Origin of the sequence: Hydrocarboniphaga effusa AP103 (assembly GCF_000271305.1) — a bacterium.
Classification (GTDB): domain Bacteria; phylum Pseudomonadota; class Gammaproteobacteria; order Nevskiales; family Nevskiaceae; genus Hydrocarboniphaga; species Hydrocarboniphaga effusa.
The window spans coordinates 1413172-1430904 of sequence record NZ_AKGD01000001.1 but is presented as its reverse complement, the minus strand read 5'-3'; the positions used below and the strand labels follow the sequence as shown (position 1 = coordinate 1430904).

At 66.8% G+C, this 17733-nt stretch carries 17 protein-coding genes; 9 read left to right on the top strand and 8 right to left on the bottom strand.

Annotated features, from left to right (window positions below):
• Positions 1 to 187: 187 nt before the first annotated feature.
• The gene (locus WQQ_RS06280) at positions 188 to 748 is read left to right on the top strand and encodes a ribonuclease T2 family protein (RefSeq protein ID WP_157534523.1); all 561 of its coding nucleotides are present in this window, start codon (positions 188 to 190) and stop codon (positions 746 to 748) included.
• A 9-nt stretch (positions 749 to 757) separates the two neighbouring features.
• Here the strand turns inward: WQQ_RS06280 and WQQ_RS06275 are convergent, their stop codons facing one another.
• Together WQQ_RS06275 and WQQ_RS06270 are read right to left on the bottom strand one after the other, a co-directional pair.
• Entirely contained in the window at positions 758 to 1663 is a 906-nt protein-coding gene (locus tag WQQ_RS06275; RefSeq protein WP_007184255.1) for an aspartyl/asparaginyl beta-hydroxylase domain-containing protein, read from the bottom strand.
• A gap of 133 nt (positions 1664 to 1796) precedes the next feature.
• On the bottom strand, positions 1797 to 2309 hold the full coding sequence (locus tag WQQ_RS06270) for a GNAT family N-acetyltransferase (protein ID WP_007184254.1): 513 nt from the start codon (positions 2307 to 2309) through the stop codon (positions 1797 to 1799).
• An 84-nt stretch (positions 2310 to 2393) separates the two neighbouring features.
• On the opposite strand from WQQ_RS06270, the gene WQQ_RS06265 reads away from it, so the two are divergent.
• From WQQ_RS06265 to WQQ_RS06235, 7 genes are all read left to right on the top strand, one after another.
• Entirely contained in the window at positions 2394 to 3977 is a 1584-nt protein-coding gene (locus tag WQQ_RS06265; RefSeq protein ID WP_050997581.1) for a cryptochrome/photolyase family protein, read from the top strand.
• Positions 3978 to 4019: 42 nt separating this feature from the next.
• Positions 4020 to 5168 carry a metallophosphoesterase gene (locus WQQ_RS06260; RefSeq protein ID WP_007184252.1) on the top strand — a complete coding sequence of 383 codons (1149 nt, stop codon included), beginning with the start codon at positions 4020 to 4022 and terminating at the stop codon, positions 5166 to 5168.
• A 28-nt stretch (positions 5169 to 5196) separates the two neighbouring features.
• Positions 5197 to 5883 (top strand): type 1 glutamine amidotransferase, encoded by a 687-nt coding sequence (locus WQQ_RS06255; protein WP_007184251.1) that lies wholly within the window; start codon positions 5197 to 5199, stop codon positions 5881 to 5883.
• A 48-nt stretch (positions 5884 to 5931) separates the two neighbouring features.
• Positions 5932 to 6999 (top strand): NAD(P)-dependent alcohol dehydrogenase, encoded by a 1068-nt coding sequence (locus WQQ_RS06250; protein WP_007184250.1) that lies wholly within the window; start codon positions 5932 to 5934, stop codon positions 6997 to 6999.
• 173 nt (positions 7000 to 7172) lie between these two features.
• Positions 7173 to 7487, top strand: coding sequence for a DMT family transporter (locus WQQ_RS06245; RefSeq protein WP_007184249.1), 315 nt, complete (start codon positions 7173 to 7175; stop codon positions 7485 to 7487).
• Between the two features lie 134 nt (positions 7488 to 7621).
• Positions 7622 to 9691 carry a carbon starvation CstA family protein gene (locus tag WQQ_RS06240; protein WP_007184248.1) on the top strand — a complete coding sequence of 690 codons (2070 nt, stop codon included), beginning with the start codon at positions 7622 to 7624 and terminating at the stop codon, positions 9689 to 9691.
• Positions 9688 to 9897 (top strand): YbdD/YjiX family protein, encoded by a 210-nt coding sequence (locus WQQ_RS06235; RefSeq protein ID WP_007184246.1) that lies wholly within the window; start codon positions 9688 to 9690, stop codon positions 9895 to 9897. The genes WQQ_RS06240 and WQQ_RS06235 overlap by 4 nt, the downstream gene beginning before the upstream one ends.
• A gap of 82 nt (positions 9898 to 9979) precedes the next feature.
• On the opposite strand, the gene WQQ_RS06230 is transcribed toward WQQ_RS06235, so the two are convergent.
• Genes WQQ_RS06230 through WQQ_RS06215 form a run of 4 tightly spaced genes read right to left on the bottom strand, consistent with a single transcriptional unit; the run spans position 9980 to position 15938 of the window.
• Complete coding sequence (locus WQQ_RS06230) at positions 9980 to 13105, bottom strand: efflux RND transporter permease subunit (protein ID WP_040453108.1); 3126 nt, start codon at positions 13103 to 13105, stop codon at positions 9980 to 9982.
• Positions 13098 to 14075 carry an efflux RND transporter periplasmic adaptor subunit gene (locus tag WQQ_RS06225; protein WP_007184244.1) on the bottom strand — a complete coding sequence of 326 codons (978 nt, stop codon included), beginning with the start codon at positions 14073 to 14075 and terminating at the stop codon, positions 13098 to 13100. Before WQQ_RS06225 ends, WQQ_RS06230 begins: the two co-directional genes overlap by 8 nt.
• Positions 14072 to 15421 carry a TolC family protein gene (locus WQQ_RS06220; protein WP_007184243.1) on the bottom strand — a complete coding sequence of 450 codons (1350 nt, stop codon included), beginning with the start codon at positions 15419 to 15421 and terminating at the stop codon, positions 14072 to 14074. The genes WQQ_RS06225 and WQQ_RS06220 overlap by 4 nt, the downstream gene beginning before the upstream one ends.
• Before the next feature lie 58 nt (positions 15422 to 15479).
• Positions 15480 to 15938: a hypothetical protein gene (locus WQQ_RS06215; protein WP_007184242.1), complete on the bottom strand. Its 459-nt coding sequence runs from the start codon at positions 15936 to 15938 to the stop codon at positions 15480 to 15482.
• Positions 15939 to 16055: 117 nt separating this feature from the next.
• Between WQQ_RS06215 and WQQ_RS06210 the strand changes: the two genes are divergently transcribed.
• On the top strand, positions 16056 to 16799 hold the full coding sequence (locus tag WQQ_RS06210) for a 2OG-Fe(II) oxygenase (RefSeq protein ID WP_007184241.1): 744 nt from the start codon (positions 16056 to 16058) through the stop codon (positions 16797 to 16799).
• A 19-nt stretch (positions 16800 to 16818) separates the two neighbouring features.
• Here WQQ_RS06210 and WQQ_RS06205 read toward each other — a convergent pair whose 3' ends face one another.
• Together WQQ_RS06205 and WQQ_RS06200 are read right to left on the bottom strand one after the other, a co-directional pair.
• Entirely contained in the window at positions 16819 to 17049 is a 231-nt protein-coding gene (locus WQQ_RS06205; protein ID WP_007184240.1) for a hypothetical protein, read from the bottom strand.
• 30 nt (positions 17050 to 17079) lie between these two features.
• Positions 17080 to 17733, bottom strand: coding sequence for a hypothetical protein (locus tag WQQ_RS06200; RefSeq protein ID WP_007184239.1), 654 nt, complete (start codon positions 17731 to 17733; stop codon positions 17080 to 17082).

Sequence of the window (17733 nt, the reverse complement as noted above, 5' to 3'; positions counted from 1 at the left end):
GGGTGCTGCAAGCTGACGAAGGGTTCTGGTAGGTTCGCCGCTCGCAGCAGCCCCTCGATAAAGCGCGACAGGAGAAAAAATGCGGAGCCGGACGGCGACCTCATCGATCAGGCAACTCATCGCCTTGTTTGCAATGGCCTTTTGTTGCGCGAGCGTTGGGGCCGTCGAGCCGCCCGATGGCTGGCGCATGGTGCTTTCGTGGTCGCCGCTGTACTGCTCGGCCAACCTCACCTCCAAGGAGCCTCAGTGCAGCGAGGAGTATTACTTCGTCAATCACGGACTGGTGCCGTTTCGCCGCAGCGGCCCGGCCGAGAAGGACGACAGCTGCGCCGAATGGGACATGTCCGACGCCGACAGCGACCGCTGGCTCTGGGTGATTCCGAACAAGATTCGCGTGCGCTCGCTCTGGCGCAAGCACGGCTCCTGCAGTGGGCTCGATACCACGCAGTATCTCGCCGCGGTCGACCGCGGCAGCCGGCGCATCCAGATTCCGGAGCGCTACAAGAAGGTGACCGAACGGCTCGACACCACCGCGAGCGCCGTGCGCCAGGCCTTCGTCGAGGCCAACCCGGGACTCACGGCCGACAGCGTCGACCTGATCTGCAAGGGCACGCGGCTTTCGGAGGTGAACATCTGCTTCGATGCGGCCTTCGGCTTCCGCAGTTGCGACGCGATCAAGGAATGCGGCGAAAGCCTGCGCCTGATGCCGATCCGCGCGAGCCGGATCGGGGTGGAGCCTTATCGCTGATCGCGCGACTCAGAGCGCCCAGTTGACCACCAGGCCGATCAGCACGGCGTAAAGCAGCAGCTTGCCCGACTTGTACAGTCGGCGATTGCGGTCCTTGAGACCGCGCATGGTGGCCTTGTAGCGCGTCACCGGCCCCCACAGGCGATTGCCGACGCCGGACCGGCTGCTGTCCAGATTGTCGATATAGAACAGGCCGTTGAAGAAGCGGCCGAAGCGGTAGTACAGCTTCTGCACCCAGGCCAGGCGCAGCGGACGGTCGATGTCCGTCATCAGGATGATGCGCGGAGTCTGCGTGTCGTTGTATGCCGCGTGCAGGTAGGTCTCGTCGAACAGGATGGCGTCGCCGTCGCGCCAGACGTAGTGCTCGCCATTGATCATCAGGCCGCAGCGCTCGGAGTTGGGCGTCGACAGGCCCAGCGAATAGCGCAGGCTCAGCGCGAAGGGATCAGCGTGCTGGCCCAGGCGCTTGCCGGGCATCAGCACCGCGAACAGTGCCAGGTTCATGTCGGGCACCTGCTCGATCAGCGCCAGGGTCTTGGGGGCGAGTGCGCGGGCCGACGGAAGCTCATGGTCGTAGACCTTGAGGTAGAAGCTCTTCCAGCGATCGTTCTTGTAGAAGCTGCTGCCCGGCAGGTCGGTTTTCACCGCGATGTGGCCGTCGCCGTAGAGGGCGAGCGCCTCGTCGCGGATCGTCTGCCAGTTGTCCTGCAGCACGCGCAGCTGCGGCAGGCTGGACAGCGGCGTACGCGCCGACAACGGCACCCGCGACAGCAGGTAGGCCGGGATGTTGAACGGCACCATGAAGGTGGAAAAATCCGTGAGCTGGCGGCCCCAGTTCAAGTGCGCGCGATTGCGCAGGCGAACGAAGGCGATGCAGGACACATAGAGCACGAAGACAGCGATCAGCGTGGGCACGGCGGAATCCGGGGAGCGGTACAGCGGTGGCGCGCAGCTTAGTTCAAAGTCGCGCCGCGGTTTGTCACGACAGCCCCGATCCGTCGCGACAAGCCGTCGGCGGGGCGTGGAAACCCGACGGGGCAGCGGGCCGCTAGGGCGCTACGCGGCGGCCGAGAATGACCAGGTCGCGCTCGACGCCGTCGAGCAAGGCCACGCGCGGCAGATGCGCCCAGCGCGCGAAGCCGTAGCGCTCGAACAGCGCCAGGCTCGGCAGGTTGTGGCCGAAGATGAAGCCGAGCAGCGTGTGCACGCCGATCTGCGGCGCCTGCGCCATCGCCTCGCCGAGCAGATAGCGACCGATGCCGGCGCGGCGGAAGCGCTCGTCGATATAGAGGCTGACCTCGGCGGTGCCGTCGTAGGCCGGCCGGCCGTAGAACGAAGAAAAGCTCAGCCAGCCCGCGACCTCGCCGTCGATCTCGACGACCCAGAGCGGGCGGAACTGCGGCGAATGCTCGGCGAACCAGGGCTCGCGGCTTTCGACGCTGATGGGTTCGAGATCGGCCGTGACCTCGCGCGAGGCGATCGTGCTGTTGTAGATCTCGACGATGCGCGCAAGGTCGGCGCGCGTGGCGAGTCGATGCGTGAGCGGGGAGGGGTTCGGCATGCCGGCAGCATATCCAGCGGCCTGCCGGCGCGGTAGCGTTGGCCGAATCAGCCCTGCGTCAGCCCGCGCGGCACAGGCTGCTCCATGTCCAGGCGAGCTCCGGCCCCAGTGCGATCCGCGAAAAACGACATCCGCGAACTCATCGTCGTGCTGGGCGATCAGCTCGATGCCGATTCGCCGGTCTTCGCCGATTTCGATGCGCAGCAGGACGCGGTGTGGATGTGCGAAGCACCGGCCGAGGCGCGCTACGCCTGGTCGCACAAGGCGCGCATCGCGATGTTCCTGGCGGCCATGCGCCATTACGCGCACGAGATCGAACGGCGCGGCTGGCGGCTGATCTACCGCGCGACGCAGCAGCACGGGCACGACACGCTGGCCGATGCACTCGCGGCCGATCTTCGCGAGCTGCGCCCGCAACGCATTCGCCTGCTCTGGCCCGGCGAACATCGGCTCGTCGGTGATCTCGAAGCCGTCGCCAGGAACGCGCGCATCGAACTCGTGCTGCTCGAAGACCCGCACTTTCTATGCTCGCGCCAGGAATTCGCCGACTGGATGCAGGGCAGGCGACAGCCGCGCATGGAGAACTTCTATCGCTGGATGCGCCAGCGCACGGGCTGGCTCATGCACGACGGCGAGCCCGAAGGCGGACGCTGTAATTTCGACGAGGACAATCGCAAGAGCTTCGGCGCGCACGGCCCCGGCCCGCTGCGCCCCGCACGGCGCTTCCAGCCCGATGCGATCACCCGGCAAGTGCTCGCGCTCGTCGCCGAGCGCTACCCAGATCATCCGGGCGAGCTCGATGCGTTCGACTGGCCGCTCACGCGCACCGAAGCCTTGCAGGCGCTGGCCGATTTCATCGAGCACCGGCTCGCCGGATTCGGACAATGGCAGGACGCGATGTGGGCCGATCAGCCGCTGCTGCATCACTCGCGGCTGTCGGCCGCGATGAACCTCAAGCTGCTCGATCCGCGCGAAGTCTGCGCGACGGCGATCGAGGCGTATCGCAACAAGCGCGCGCCGCTTGCCGCGGTCGAAGGCTTCGTGCGGCAGGTTCTCGGCTGGCGCGAATACGTGCGCGGGCTCTACTGGCAGCGCATGCCCGAGTTCGCCGAAGACAACGAGCTCGGCGCCGACCAGCCGCTGCCCTGGCTCTACTGGAACGCGCAAACGCACATGCAGTGCATGGCGCAGACCGTCGGCCAGACCTTGAAGCTCGGCTACGCGCATCACATCCAGCGGCTCATGGTGACGGGCCTGTTCGCGCTGCTGCTCGGCGTGCGTCCGCGCGAGATCCATCTCTGGTATCTGGCGGTCTACGTCGACGCGGTGGAATGGGTCGAGCTGCCGAACACCATCGGCATGAGCCAGTTCGCTGACGGCGGCGTGCTGGGCTCCAAGCCCTACGTCGCCTCGGGCCGCTACATCGAGCGCATGAGCAACTACTGCGCGCATTGCCGCTACGATCCTGGCAAGGCCATCGGCGACGATGCCTGTCCGTTCACCACGCTGTACTGGGATTTCCTCGGCCGCCACGAGCGCCGTTTCGACGGCCATCCGCGATTGCAGTTCCAGGTCAAGAACCTGCAGCGCAAATCCAGGCAGGAGCGCGAGGCGATCGCCGAGCGTGCGCAGTGGCTGCGGGAGCGGCTGGCCGGGCAGCGCTCTTGACGCACTCTTGAAAAGCCTTGCACGCGCTCAATGTAAAGCCGAATGCGCCGAAACTCCTTCCTGCTCGTCCCGCTGCTGAGCCTGCTGCTGCACGCCTACATCGGCGTTCGCCTGTTACCCGCGTTGCAGCTGTCGAGCTCGGGCCTGGCGGTTTCGAGCGCCCTGCTGCTGCTCTCGGCGCTGCTGATGCCCGCGCCGCTGCTGCTCCGGCTCAGCCGCATGCCGCAAGGCGCGGGCGATGCGCTGGCCTGGGCCGGTTACCTCGCGATGGGTATTTTCTCCAGCCTGTTCGTGCTGACGCTGCTGCGCGATCTGGTGCTGCTGCCGCTGGCGCTGTGGGCGGTCTGGCACCCGCTCGAGCTCGGCGCCTGGAAGCAGGCGTCGGCGTTCGCGGTGCTGGTGTTGACCGCGTTCGTGAGCCTGGTGGGCCTGTTCAATGCGCGCCGCACGGCGCGCGTGGTGCCGGTGGACGTGCCGATCGCCGGCCTGCCCGCGGCGCTGTCGGGCTTTCGCATCGCACAGTTGTCCGACGTGCACGTCGGGCCGACGATCAAGCGCGGCTATCTCGAAGCGATCGTGCGGCGCGTCAACGCGCTCGATGCGGACCTCGTCGCGCTGACCGGCGACATCGTCGACGGCAGCGTCGAAGCCCTGCGCGAGCACGTGCAGCCGCTGTCCGCACTGCGTTCGCGACATGGCAGTTACTGCGTGACCGGCAACCACGAGTACTACCACGGCGCGCATGGCTGGGTACGCGAATGGCGCTCGCTCGGCCTGCGCGTACTGCTCAACGCGAACGAGGTGATCGAGCACGGCGGCGCCCGGCTGCTCGTCGGCGGCGTGACCGATTACAGCGCCGGGCATTTCGACGAGCAGCATCGCAGCGATCCACTCGCCGCCGCGCGCAGTGCGCAGAAAGTCGACGCGCGCCTGCTGCTCGCGCATCAGCCGCGCTCGGCGCCAGCCGCGGCCGAAGCGGGTTTCGACCTGCAGATTTCCGGGCACACGCACGGCGGCCAGTTCCTGCCGTGGAATTTCTTCGTGCCCTTGCAGCAACCCTTCGTCGCGGGCCTCGCGAGGCTCGGCAAGCTGTGGGTCTACACGAGCCGCGGCACCGGCTACTGGGGCCCGCCGCTGCGCTTCGGCGCGCCGTCGGAGATCACCTTGTTGCGCCTGGTTGCCGCGCGATAATGCACACCGGTTTGAAAGCGGATCGCCCATGAAAGCGCACATCCTCCAGCACGTCGCCTTCGAAGGCCCCGGCAGCATCGCCAGCTGGTTGCGGCAGCGTGACGCGCGCGTGAGCACGACGCCGTTCTTCGAATCGTCCGCACGGCTGCCGCAGCCCAACGATGTCGACCTGCTCGTGGTCATGGGCGGCCCGATGAGCGTCAACGACGAGGCCGCGTTGCCCTGGCTCGTCGACGAAAAGCGTTTCGTGCGCGCGATGCTGCAGGCCGGCAAGCCCGTGGTGGGCATCTGCCTCGGCGCCCAGCTGATCGCGAACGCGCTCGGGGCCCGTGTGTATCCCGGCCCTCGGCGCGAGATCGGCTGGCTCGACATCGAGGGCGCCGCCGTGGACGCGCCGCTGTTGTCGCTGCCGCCGCGCGAGCGCGTGTTCCACTGGCACGGCGAGACCTTCGATCTGCCCGGTGGCGCGACGCGCCTGGCGTCGAGCGCGGGCTGTCGCAACCAGGCTTTCCAGTGGGGTGAGCGCGCCATCGGCCTGCAGTTTCATCTCGAATCGACGCCGCAGACCGTGAACGCCATCGTCGAGCATTGCCGCGACGAACTGGTGCCCGACATCGACGTGCAATCCGAGCCGGTGATTCTGGCCGAACCCGTTGCGAGCTATGCTCGCATCAACGCGCTGATGGGACGCGTGCTCGATTACGTGACGCGCTGAGGCGCGCCGCACCGCTTTTTCTTACTCATGAACCAAGGACAACCGGACATGAAAACCTACGCCTACGCCGCTCCGAGTGGCGATCAGCCGCTCGCTCCGTTTTCGTTCGAACGCCGTGCCCCGCGCGACAACGACGTCGCCATCGACATCCTGTTCTGCGGCGTCTGCCACTCCGACCTGCACACCGCGCGCGCCGAGTGGGGCGGCAGCCAGTTCCCGTGCGTGCCGGGCCACGAAATCGTCGGCCGCGTGACGGCGGTCGGCGCCAAGGTCGGCAAGTTCAAGGTCGGGCAGCTGGTGGGTGTCGGCTGCATGGTCGACAGCTGCCAGGTCTGCCAGTCGTGCAGGGAAGGCCTCGAAAATTACTGCGACGAAGGCTTCACGGGCACCTACAACGGCCGTGATCGCCAGACCGGCGGCAATACCTACGGCGGCTATTCCGACAAGATCGTCGTGCGCGAAGAGTTCGTGCTGCGCCTGCCCGAAGGGCTCGACCCGGCCGCGGCCGCGCCGCTGCTGTGCGCGGGTATCACCACCTATTCGCCGCTCGCGCACTGGAAGGTGAAGCCGGGCCAGAAAGTCGGCGTGGTGGGCCTCGGCGGCCTCGGCCACATGGCGGTGAAGATCGCCAAGGCGATGGGCGCGGACGTCACCTTGTTCACCACTTCGCCCGGCAAGGAAGCCGATGCGCGCCGCCTCGGCGCCGATCGCGTGGTGATCTCCAAGAACGCTCAGCAGATGAAGTCGGTCGCCGGCAGTCTCGACTTTCTGCTCAACACGGTCGCCGCTCCGCTCGATCTCGATCCCTATCTCAACGCGCTCAAGCGCGACGGCGTGCTGACCCTGGTCGGCGCTCCGGCCGAGCCGCACCAGATCACCGGCTTCGGCGGCATGATCTTCCGCCGCCGCACGCTCGCGGGCTCGCTGATCGGCGGGATCAAGGAGACGCAGGAGATGCTCGACTTCTGCGCCGAGCACGGCATCGTCTCGGATATCGAAGTCATCGCGATCAAGGACATCAACACGGCCTACGATCGCATGCAGAAGGGCGACGTGAAGTATCGCTTCGTGATCGACATGCAGTCGCTCAAGGACGAGGTCGCGAAGGCGGCCTGATGCGGGCTTCGATGTAGCTTCGAAAGGCACGGCGGCGCGTGCATGACGCCGCCGTGCCGCTTGCGGGACGCGCGCCTATAATTCGCGCGCTGTCAGGAGGAACGACCTCCCCACCTTGGAACAATGCCCGGGACGGCCCGGCCCCTTTCACTGAAAAAGTAAGGAGGCCGGACATGGCCTGGGTTCATCTGATCGTCGCCGGTTTGCTCGAAGTGGTCTGGGCTTACTCGATGAAACAGTCCGAAGGCTTCACGCGCGTGGTGCCCACCGCCGTCACCTTCGTCTTCATGGCGGCGAGCTTCGGGCTGCTGTCCATTGCGATGCGCAGCCTGCCGCTCGGCACCGCGTACATGGTCTGGACCGGCATCGGCGCGGTCGGCGCCTTCGCCGTCGGCGTGCTGATGCTCGGCGAAGCGTTCACGCCGATGCGGGCGCTCGCGGCAGCGTTGATTCTGGGCGGCATCCTGCTGATGAAGTTTTCCCACTAAACCATCGCTCGATGGGCAAGGCCGTCGGATCCCGAGGGCCTTGCTGCGGTGGCGACGACTTCCCGCGGACGAGGTCTGCTGCTTCCCTCGCGTCGAGTGGCAGAATGCGGCTGAATCGAGGAGACATCAGGAAAATGAACGGACTCGCCAGGCAACTGATCTTCATCGCCGTCGCGGTTCTCGGCGCTTTCGCGCTCGGCGTGGTCGCGCTTCGGCGCGACGAGGCGATCAACGCCTTGTGGATCGTGGTCGCCGCGCTCTCGCTGTACACGATCGCGTACCGCTACTACTCGCTGTTTCTCGCGCGCAAGGTCGTCGGCCTCGACCGCTGGCGCGTCACGCCCGCGGTGGCGAACGACGATGGACTCGATTACGTTCCCACGCACCGCCACGTGCTGTTCGGCCATCACTTCGCCGCGATCGCGGGCGCGGGCCCGCTGGTCGGGCCGGTGCTCGCGGCGCAGCTCGGTTATCTGCCCGGCGTGCTCTGGCTCATCGTCGGCGTGGTGTTCGCAGGCGCGGTGCAGGATTTTCTCGTGCTGTTCATTTCCACGCGCCGCAACGGCCGCTCGATCGGCGAACTCGTGCGCATGGAGATGGGCGACACCGCCGGCGTTATCACGCTGTTCGGCACCTTCATGATCATGATCATCATCCTGTCGGTGCTCGCGCTGATCGTGGTCAAGGCGCTCGCGCACAGCGCCTGGGGCCTGTTCACGGTGGCGGCCACTATTCCGATCGCCGTGCTCATGGGCTTGTATCTGCGCTACCTGCGGCCCGGCCGCGTCGGCGAAGTATCGATCGCCGGCTTCGTTCTGCTGATGCTGTCGATCTGGGGCGGCGGCCTGGTTTCGCAGTCGCCGACGCTCGCGCCGATGTTCACCTTCGAAGCCACGCAGATTGCCTGGATGCTGATCGGCTACGGCTTCGTCGCCGCCGTGCTGCCGGTGTGGCTGCTGCTCGCGCCGCGCGATTATCTGTCGACCTTCCTCAAGATCGGCACCATCGCGCTGCTCGCGATCGCGATCCTGTTCGTCGCGCCGCAGCTCAAGATGCCGGCGCTCACGCAGTTCGTCGACGGCAGCGGACCGGTGTGGAAGGGCTCGCTGTTTCCGTTCTTGTTCATCACCATCGCCTGCGGCGCGATCTCGGGGTTTCATGCGCTGATCTGCTCGGGCACCACGCCCAAGCTCATCGCGAGCGAAACCGACATCCGCTATATCGGCTATGGCGCGATGCTGGCCGAATCCTTCGTCGGCATCATGGCGCTGGTCGCCGCGTCGGTGATCGAGCCGGGCGTCTACTTCGCGATGAACAGCCCGGCCGCGGTCGTCGGCAGCGACGTCGCGAGCGTGGCGCAGGCGGTTTCGTCATGGGGCTTCACGATCACGCCCGAGCAGCTCGAAACCACCGCGAAAGATATCGGCGAAACCACCGTCCTCGGCCGCGCGGGCGGCGCGCCGACCCTGGCCGTCGGCATGGCGCAGATTCTTCACGGCTTCGTGCCGGCCTTCAGCAACATGGGCTTCTGGTATCACTTCGCGATCCTGTTCGAAGCGCTGTTCATACTGACCGCCGTCGATGCGGGCACGCGCGCCGGACGCTTCATGCTGCAGGACCTGCTCGGCCGCTTTGCGCCGATGTTTCGCGATACGAGTTCCCTGCCTGCGAACCTCGTCGCCACCGCGGGCTGCGTCGCCTGCTGGGGCTGGTTCCTCTACGCGGGCGTGACCGATCCGTTCGGCGGCATCAACACGCTGTGGCCGATGTTCGGCATCTCCAACCAGATGCTGGCCGGCATCGCGCTGATGCTTGCAACCGTCGTGCTGATTCGCATGAAGCGCGAGCGCTACGCGCTGGTGCCGGCCTTGCCGGCACTGTGGCTGCTGGTCTGCACGGGCAGCGCCGGGCTCATCAAGCTTTTCAGCCGCGATCCGGCGATCGGCTTTATCGCGCAGGCGCGGCGCTATCAGGCGGCGATTGCAGAAGGCAGCGTGCTCGCGCCCGCCAAGACGGCGGAGCAGATGCAGCAGATCGTCTTCAACGGCTACATCAACGCGGCGCTCACGGCCCTGTTCCTCGCGGTGATGCTCTCGGTGCTCGTCTACAGCCTGCGCGTCGCAAGACAGGCCCTCAAGCTGCCGCAGCGCAGCGACCACGAGGTGCTGCAAGCGGTCGGGCAGGCAGCCCGGAGCGCCTCATGAACGCCAGGCTCGTCGAGCGCTTCCGCCATTGCGCCGCGCTGTTCGGTGAGACGGCGAGGCTCATGATCGGCCTCCCGAACTACGATCGCTACGTCGCGCATACGCGCGAGAAGCATCCCGAGCGCGAGCCGATGAGCCATGCGGAGTTCGTGCGCGAGCGACAGCAGGCTCGCTACGGCGGCAGTCGGCCGGGGCGCTGTTGCTGAGTGAACGAGGGCATCGGCGCGCCCGTTCCGTCGCCGAGCCAGGTCATGGGCCCGACGACGGGACGGGCTACCGGCTCCCACGCTACTTAACGGCCTCTTCGCCCGGATCGCGCCGATGAATCACCGCAAACAGCACCGGCAGCACGAGCAGGCTCAGCAAGGTGGCCGAGAGGATGCCGCCGATGACGACGGTGGCCAGCGGTCGCTGCACTTCGGCGCCGGTGCCGGTGTTGAGCGCCATCGGCAGAAAGCCCAGCGATGCGACCAGCGCGACCATCAGCACCGGGCGCAGGCGTGCGAGCGCGCCTTCGCGGATCGCGTCGAGCAGCGTGCGGTTCTGCGCGAGCAGCTCGCGAAACATCGACACCATCACCACACCGGTCAGCACCGCGACGCCCGACAGCGTGATGAAGCCGACGCCGGCCGAGATCGACAGCGGAATGTCGCGCAGCCACAAGCCCAGTACACCGCCGGTCAGCGCGAGCGGCACGCCGGAGAACACCAGCGCCGCATCCTTGATCGACGAGAACGTGAGGTACAGCAGGCCGAAGATCATCGCGAGCGATAACGGCACCACGATGGCGAGGCGCTGCGTCGCCGATGCGAGCTGTTCGAAGCTGCCGCCCCAGGATACGTAATAGCCGGTCGGCAGTTTCACTTCGCGCTCGATCGCCGCACGCGCTTCGCCGACGAAGCCGCCGAGATCGCGGCCGCGCACGTTTGCGGTGACCACCACGCGGCGCTTGCCGTTCTCGCGCGAGATCTGGTTCGGTCCGGTGGCGCGGATCACGTCGGCGACTTCGGACAGCGGCACGTAGGCGCCATTCGGCAACAGCAACGGCAGGCGTTCTAGCGCACTCGGATCGGTACGCGCGGCTTCGGGCAGGCGCACGACCACGTCGTAGCGCGCGTCGCCTTCGAAGATCATGCCGGCCGCACTGCCACCGACGGCGGTCGCGACGAGATCCTGCACGTCGGACACGCGCAGGCCATAGCGTGCGAGCTGCGCGCGATTCGGTTGCACCGCGAGCATCGGCAGGCCGCCGGCCTGTTCGACCTTCACGTCGGCTGCCCCGGCGATGCGCTGCATCCGCACGGCTGCGGCGTTGGCGAGTCGCTGCAGGCTGTCGAGATCGTCGCCGAAGACCTTTACCGCCACGTCCGCGCGCACGCCCGAAATCAGCTCGTTGAAGCGCATCTGGATCGGCTGCGTGAAGCTGTATTCGGCACCCGGAATCGCCTCGACCGCAGCCGACATCTGGGCGATCAATTGCTCCTTGGGCTTGTGCGGATCGGGCCAGTCGGCTCGCTCCTTGATCATGATGAAGATGTCGGTCTCGCCGGGCGACATCGGATCGGTCGCGGCCTCGTTGGTGCCCGTGCGCGCGAATACGCGCTTGACTTCGGGCAGCTTCATGAGCGCCGCGTTGACGATCTTCTGCGTCCGCAAGGCCTGCTCGATGCCGATGCCCGGCAAGCGCGTCGGCTGGATCACCACGTCGCCCTCGTCGAGATTCGGAATGAACTCGGCGCCGAGCTTCGTCGTGATGACTCCGCAGACGATCATGAACATCACCGCGCCCGCGATCACCGCAAAACGCCGGCGCAGCGCCCAGTCCAGCGCCGGCGCGTAGACGCGCTTGGCTGCACGCACGATGACGTTCTCCTTCTCGTCGATCTTGCCGGTGAGCAGGATCGCGATCAGCGCCGGCACCATCGTCACCGACAGCAGCAGCGCCGCGAGCAGGGCGATGATCACGGTCAGCGCCATCGGGTGGAACATGCGCCCTTCGACACCCGAGAGCGCGAGGATCGGCAGGTTCACGATCACCACCACGATCACGCTGACGAAGCTCGGGCGGAACACTTCGGCCGTCGCCTCGTGCACCACCGACAGCCGCTGCCGCAGCGGCAATACGCCGCCATGACGATGCTGGGCCTCGCCCATGCGCAGCAGGCAGTTCTCGACGATGATCACCGAGCCGTCGACGATGAGTCCGAAGTCGAGCGCCCCGAGGCTCATGAGGTTGGCGCTGATGTCGCCGGCCACCATGCCCGTGAACGTCATCAGCAGCGATAGCGGAATCACCAGCGCGGTGAGCAGCGCGGCGCGCAGGTTACCGAGCATCACGAACAGCACCACGATCACGAGTACCGCACCTTCGATGAGGTTCTTCTGCACGGTCGCGACGGTCTTGGCGACGAGGTCGGTGCGGTTGTAGACCGTCAGCGCTTCGACCCCGGCCGGCAGCTGCTTCTGGATTTCGGCGAGCTTGGCGGCGACGCGTTCCGACACCACGCGGCTGTTTTCACCGATCAGCATGAAGGCCGTCGACAACACCGTCTCCTCGGTGCCGAGTTGAGCGGCGCCGGTGCGCAAGGGACTGCCGATCTGCACGTCGGCGACATCGGCTACCGTGATCGGCACGCCGCCGCGCGTGGCGACCACCACCTGTCGCAAGTCGTCGATACCTGCGAGCTGGCCCGGAACCCGGACCAGCAACTGTTCGCCGCTGCGCTCGATGTAGCCGGCGCCGCGATTGTCGTTCGAGGCGAGCAATGCGCCACGCAGATCATCGAAGCTCAGGTTCTGCGCGAGCAGGCGGGCCGGATCGGGCAGCACGTGGAACTGCTTGACGTGTCCGCCGATCGAATCGACTTCGGTGATCCCGGCGGTCTGTCGCAGCTGTGGGCGGATCGTCCAGTCCTGCAAGGAGCGCAGCACGGTCGCGTCGATCGGTGATCCATCCGCCAGACGAGCCTTCTCGTCGGCCCGCAGCGCGTACATGAAGATTTCGCCGAGCCCGGTGGCGACCGGACCGAGGGCCGGCTCGACATCGGCCGGCAGGCTTTCGCGGACCTCCTGCAGGCGTTCGCCGACGAGCTGGCGTGCGCGATACAGGTCGGTGCCGTCTTCGAACACCGCGGTGATCTGCGCGAGCCCGTATTTCGACAGCGAGCGCGTCTGCTTGAGCCCTTGCAGGCCGCCGAGCGAGGTTTCGATCGGAAAGGTCACGCGGCGCTCGGTTTCGAGCGGCGAATAGCCCGGCGCGCGCGCGGCGATCATCACCTGCACATTGGTGATGTCGGGCACCGCATCGACGGGCAGGCGCTGGTACGCGGCGATGCCGGCCGCGCCGAGCAGCAGCGCGAACAGCACCATCATCCATCGCCGGGTGACGGCGAGGTGCAGCAGGGCGTCAGTCATCGTGGCCGCCTTCGAGCCATTCGGACTTCAACAGGAACGAATTCGCGATCACGACGCGCTCCCCGGCACTCAGGCCTTCGAGCACTTCGACATGCGCCCGATCCTGCAAGCCCAGGCGCACCGGGCGCGCAGCGAATCCGCCATCGGTTTCGATGAAGACCAGCGGCTGGCCCTCGTCGTATTGCACTGCGGACTGCGGAACCGCAACCGCGGCGTTGCGCTCGTCGACGATCAGCTGCGCGTTGACGAAGGCGCCCGGAGGCCATCGGCCATCCGAATTGTCGAGCGTGGCGCGCACGACGATGCGGCGCTGCGCATCCGTGCCCGGCGCGATGTAGTCGATCTTCGCGCGTTGCGGATCGCTGCCGCGATCGAGCCGCACGTCCACCTCCATGCCCGGATGCAGTCGGGCCGCATCGCGCGGAAACACCGCGAGCTCCGCCCAGACCTGCGACAGATCGCCGATCACGAACAAGGTCTGCTCGGCCATCGCCTCGCCGACGTTGACGTGGCGTTCGAGCACGCGACCCGCGCCGGGCGAGACGATGCGATAGGGCTCGAGGCTGTCGTTGGATTCGACCACGACCAGGGTTTCGCCCTTGCTCACGCGGTCGCCGATGTTCTTGGCGATCTGCCGCGCGACGCCCGGATAACGCGCGGCGACACGATGCACGCGATCGGAGGCACTGACGAGTTCGCCATGCACGGGCAGGGTTTGGGCGATCGCCTGCGGTCCTGCGACGGCGACTTGAATACCGGCATCGCGACGCAGGTCGTCGCTGAGCCTGATCAGCGGATCGGGCTGGGGTGCGGCGGCTTCGCTGGCGGCGGCTTGTGTCGGCGAGGCAGCGGTGTCGGGTCTGTCGCAAGCACACAGCGAGGCCAGTGCAATGGTGCAGCTGCCGGCGATGGCGACAGTGTGGAGAGATCGAATGAGAAAGGAAGCGGAGAAGGGGAGAGGCGGCCTCATGGCGTGGGGTTTCCAGTGCGTGCAGCAGGCGCCAGAGCGGTCATGCGCTCGATGGCGGCCAGGGTGCGGTGATAGTCGGCGGCATTGCGCAGCTGCTCGCTTTCGAGCTCGAGCAGAGTGCGTTGCGCATCGAGCAGGTCGATCTGCGAGTAGCGGCCGTTGGCGTAGCCGCGGCGCGTCAGGCCGAGGGCTTCGCGAGCCTGCGGTATCACGGTGTCGCGTAGCGATTCGACTTGTGCGCGCGCGTGCTTGAGCTCTTGCGACAGGTCGTAGAGCGCCGCTTCGCTACGCACGGCTGCAGCGCGACGCTCGCGGTCGAGCCGATCGCGCACCGCGAGCGCTTCGGCGATGTTGCCCTGGTTGCGGTCGCGCACGGGGAGCGGAACCAGCAGCGAAGCGATCAGCGCGGTGTCGTGCGTCTGCTGCAGGCGGCGCACGCCTGCGGAGAAAGTGGGATCGGCGACCGCCTGCGAACGCGCGAGCGTGACGTCGGCTTCGCGCAGGCGACGCTCGACGTCGAAACGGGCGAAGTGCGGGCTTTGCCGCAGTCGCATGAGCCATTCGCCGTATTCAGGCGTGGCCGGCAGCTGCAACAGCTCCGAGCGTACCTCGCTGAAGCTCGCTTCCGTCGCCCCCCATTGCGCGGCGAGATGCCGGCGCCGCACCGAGAGCTCGTGCTCGTGATGTTCGAGGGCAAGGTTGGCACGCTCGACCGCGATGCGTGCCCGATTGGTTTCGAGGCTCGAGGCGGCACCGGCTTGCACGCGACGCTGAGCCGCGAGCAGAGTCTGCTCAGCGTATTCGAGGCCGCGGCGCGTCAGTTCGAACTGCGCCTGGGTCTCGGCCACGTCGATGAAATGACGCGTGGTCGAGGCGAGCACGTCGAGCCTGGCGAGCGTGAGCTCGATGTCGAGCTGATCGCCCTGCGCATCGGCGACGCCGATACGGGCTTCGCGCTTGCCCGTGCGTTCGACGAGCAGTTGCAGGCGCAAGGTGGCTTCCAACGAATCCGCGCCCTGGTAGAGCCCGTCACCGGCGAAGTTTTCGAGATCGACGCCGATCTCGGGGTTGGGTTTCAGGCCCGCCTGCAGGCGCCGGCCTTCGATGGCGGCGCGATCGAAGACGTAGCGTGCGAGATCGGGATGCCCCATCAGGGCGAGATCGGCCGCGGTGTCGAGATCGAGCGGCCCGTTCGGATCGGTGGCCCGACCTTTGGATACGGCTTCAGATTGAAGGGAAACATCGGTTGGCGCAGCCGCGTTCGCAACCAAGGCGAGCGGCAAGGCCGAAGGCAGGGCAAGCAGCGCGGCATGCGCGACGCGGCAGTGCCGGACAAGGCACGACATCGGAGAAACTCCCAGGCATGAATGTACGGGCCCGTATCGCTACGGACGAGCTGACGATTCAGGCTGGGGCAGGAGGGCCGCGCAAAGGCGGCGGCAGGGCGGGGATGCGGAAGCGATGCAGCGGACGGCGGCGCTCGGGTTGCAGTAGTGCGCTACCGGTATCGATCGCCGCAAGCCACAACAGGATCAGGATGGCGATCGTCGGAACTTCGAGCCCGATCGAGAACGAGGTGCCTTCGTCGGCGAGCAGCTTCACGTCGTGATCGAGATCGTCCGCGGAATGCGGCGAGGCGATGTCGGCCAGATGCGTGAGCACATGCGAATGCACCGTGCCGATCGTCGCGGGCTCGCCATCGGCGCTGCGCAAATGCTGATGCCGATGCGGGTTGACCATGCGCACGAGCAGCATCAGGCCGATCAGGGCGATCAGCAGCGGCAGGCGGAAGCTCGAGCGGCGAAGCATGGTGCGGCGATAGGTGCAGGTGATGATCGAACGCTGCTGACAGGCAGGATGCATGCCGTTTCGCATCGATGTGTCCGGTCACGGACCCACCATTGCCGCGGCAGCAAGATTCGGAGTGTGGCCCGCAGATGATAAGCCTAGCGTATGTCCAACACGAGACAGGGACATCACATGCTGACCGCTACTTCGCCGACCCCCGGGAATTTCGCGGACATCGCGGCGCGCATCGGGCGCATCGATTGGGCAACCGTTGAAAGCGGGCTCGACGGCCAAGGCAATGCAACAGTCGTCGCGCTGCTGCGACAGTCGGAGTGCCGCGAGCTTGCAACGCTCTACGACGAAAGCGGCTTCTACCGCAGCCGGGTCGTCATGGGACGCCACGGCTTCGGGCGCGGCGAATATCGCTACTACGACTATCCGCTGCCGAAGCTGATCGATGATTTACGCAGAACTGCGTATGCGCGGCTCGCGCCGATCGCCAATCGCTGGAACCAGCGGCTCGGCGTGGCGGTTCGCTACCCGGACACGCTCGCCGAATTCACGCACCGCTGCCATGAAGCTGGCCAGCGCAGGCCGACGCCGCTGATCCTTCGCTACGGCGAAGGCGACTACAACTGCCTGCACCAGGATCTGTACGGCGAGCAGGTGTTTCCGCTGCAGCTCGCGGTGCTGTTGTCCGAGCCCGGGCGCGATTTCACCGGCGGCGAATTCGTGATGACCGAGCAGCGCCCGCGCATGCAATCGCGCTGCGAGGTGGTGCCGCTGGGCCAGGGCGATGCGGTGATCTTCGCGGTCAATAACCGCCCGGTGCAGGGTTCGCGCGGCGCTTATCAGGTCAGGCTGCGGCACGGCGTGAGCCGCTTGCGATCGGGCCGGCGACATGCGCTCGGGTTGATCTTCCACGACGCGACTTGAGGTTTTCGGGGCCGGACGCTCAGTTGGCGACCGCGTTCTCGACCGCCTTCACGAAGGCATAGCCGCAGGCCCCGACGACGGTGCAGAAGATCAGCAGGGCACCGAGGATGCTGGCCGTGCTCGCATCGGCAAAGCCGCTGCCGCGCGCACTGTTGCCGCGTATGCCGACCGCAGCGGCCAGAATGCCGCCGAGCAGCTGGAACGAATTCGGGCGCTTGTTGGGCGGCTCGGGTGCGGGTGTGGGGTTCATGAGCGGATTGTAGCGCTGCGAGACGCGCAGCTAGTCCATGCAGGCCCTGCAGTCCTGCTCCTGCATCCGCTTGAAGAGCAGGTTCTGGCGCTCGTGGAAGTAGACGCTTTGGCGGGCGCTGTAGCCTTTGCGCATGCGTGCGTGCAGATCGGCCATCGATTCGCAGAGCCGCCGGCACTGCTGCACTTGCACCGCAGTGGCCTGGGCGGCCGCAAGCTGTGCCGAGTAGCGCTGCCTGTCCTGCTCGGAGCCGGCCCGGCGGGCCGATTCCACCTCGCGCCGGTAGCGCGCGTCGGCCGCGTCGAGCAGCGCCTGGTTCGGGTTCGATCGATCCGCGGCAGCCGGCGGCGGGCGCATTGCCGGCGAGGCGGATTCGTACGCGGGGCGGGTCATCGCGGGTCGCGATGCGGACGCGGCCCCACTCGCACAGGGCTCGGTTTGTTCGTAGAGCAGTTTGCCGGTCTGGCCGTCGTAGCAGGCGTAGATCGTCCTGACCGGTGACGTCGCGACGGCGGTGTCGTGCGTCGGCTTGCCGATGGTGATGCGCCAGCCGCTTTCATGCAGGTGCACGACGCCAATGGCGGCGACCATCAGTCCGAAGAGAACCGCCAGATACGGCAGCCATTCGCGTGTGCCGGAACGAGGCGCTGGCAGATCACGCTTCGGTGTGCGGATCGGTTCCAC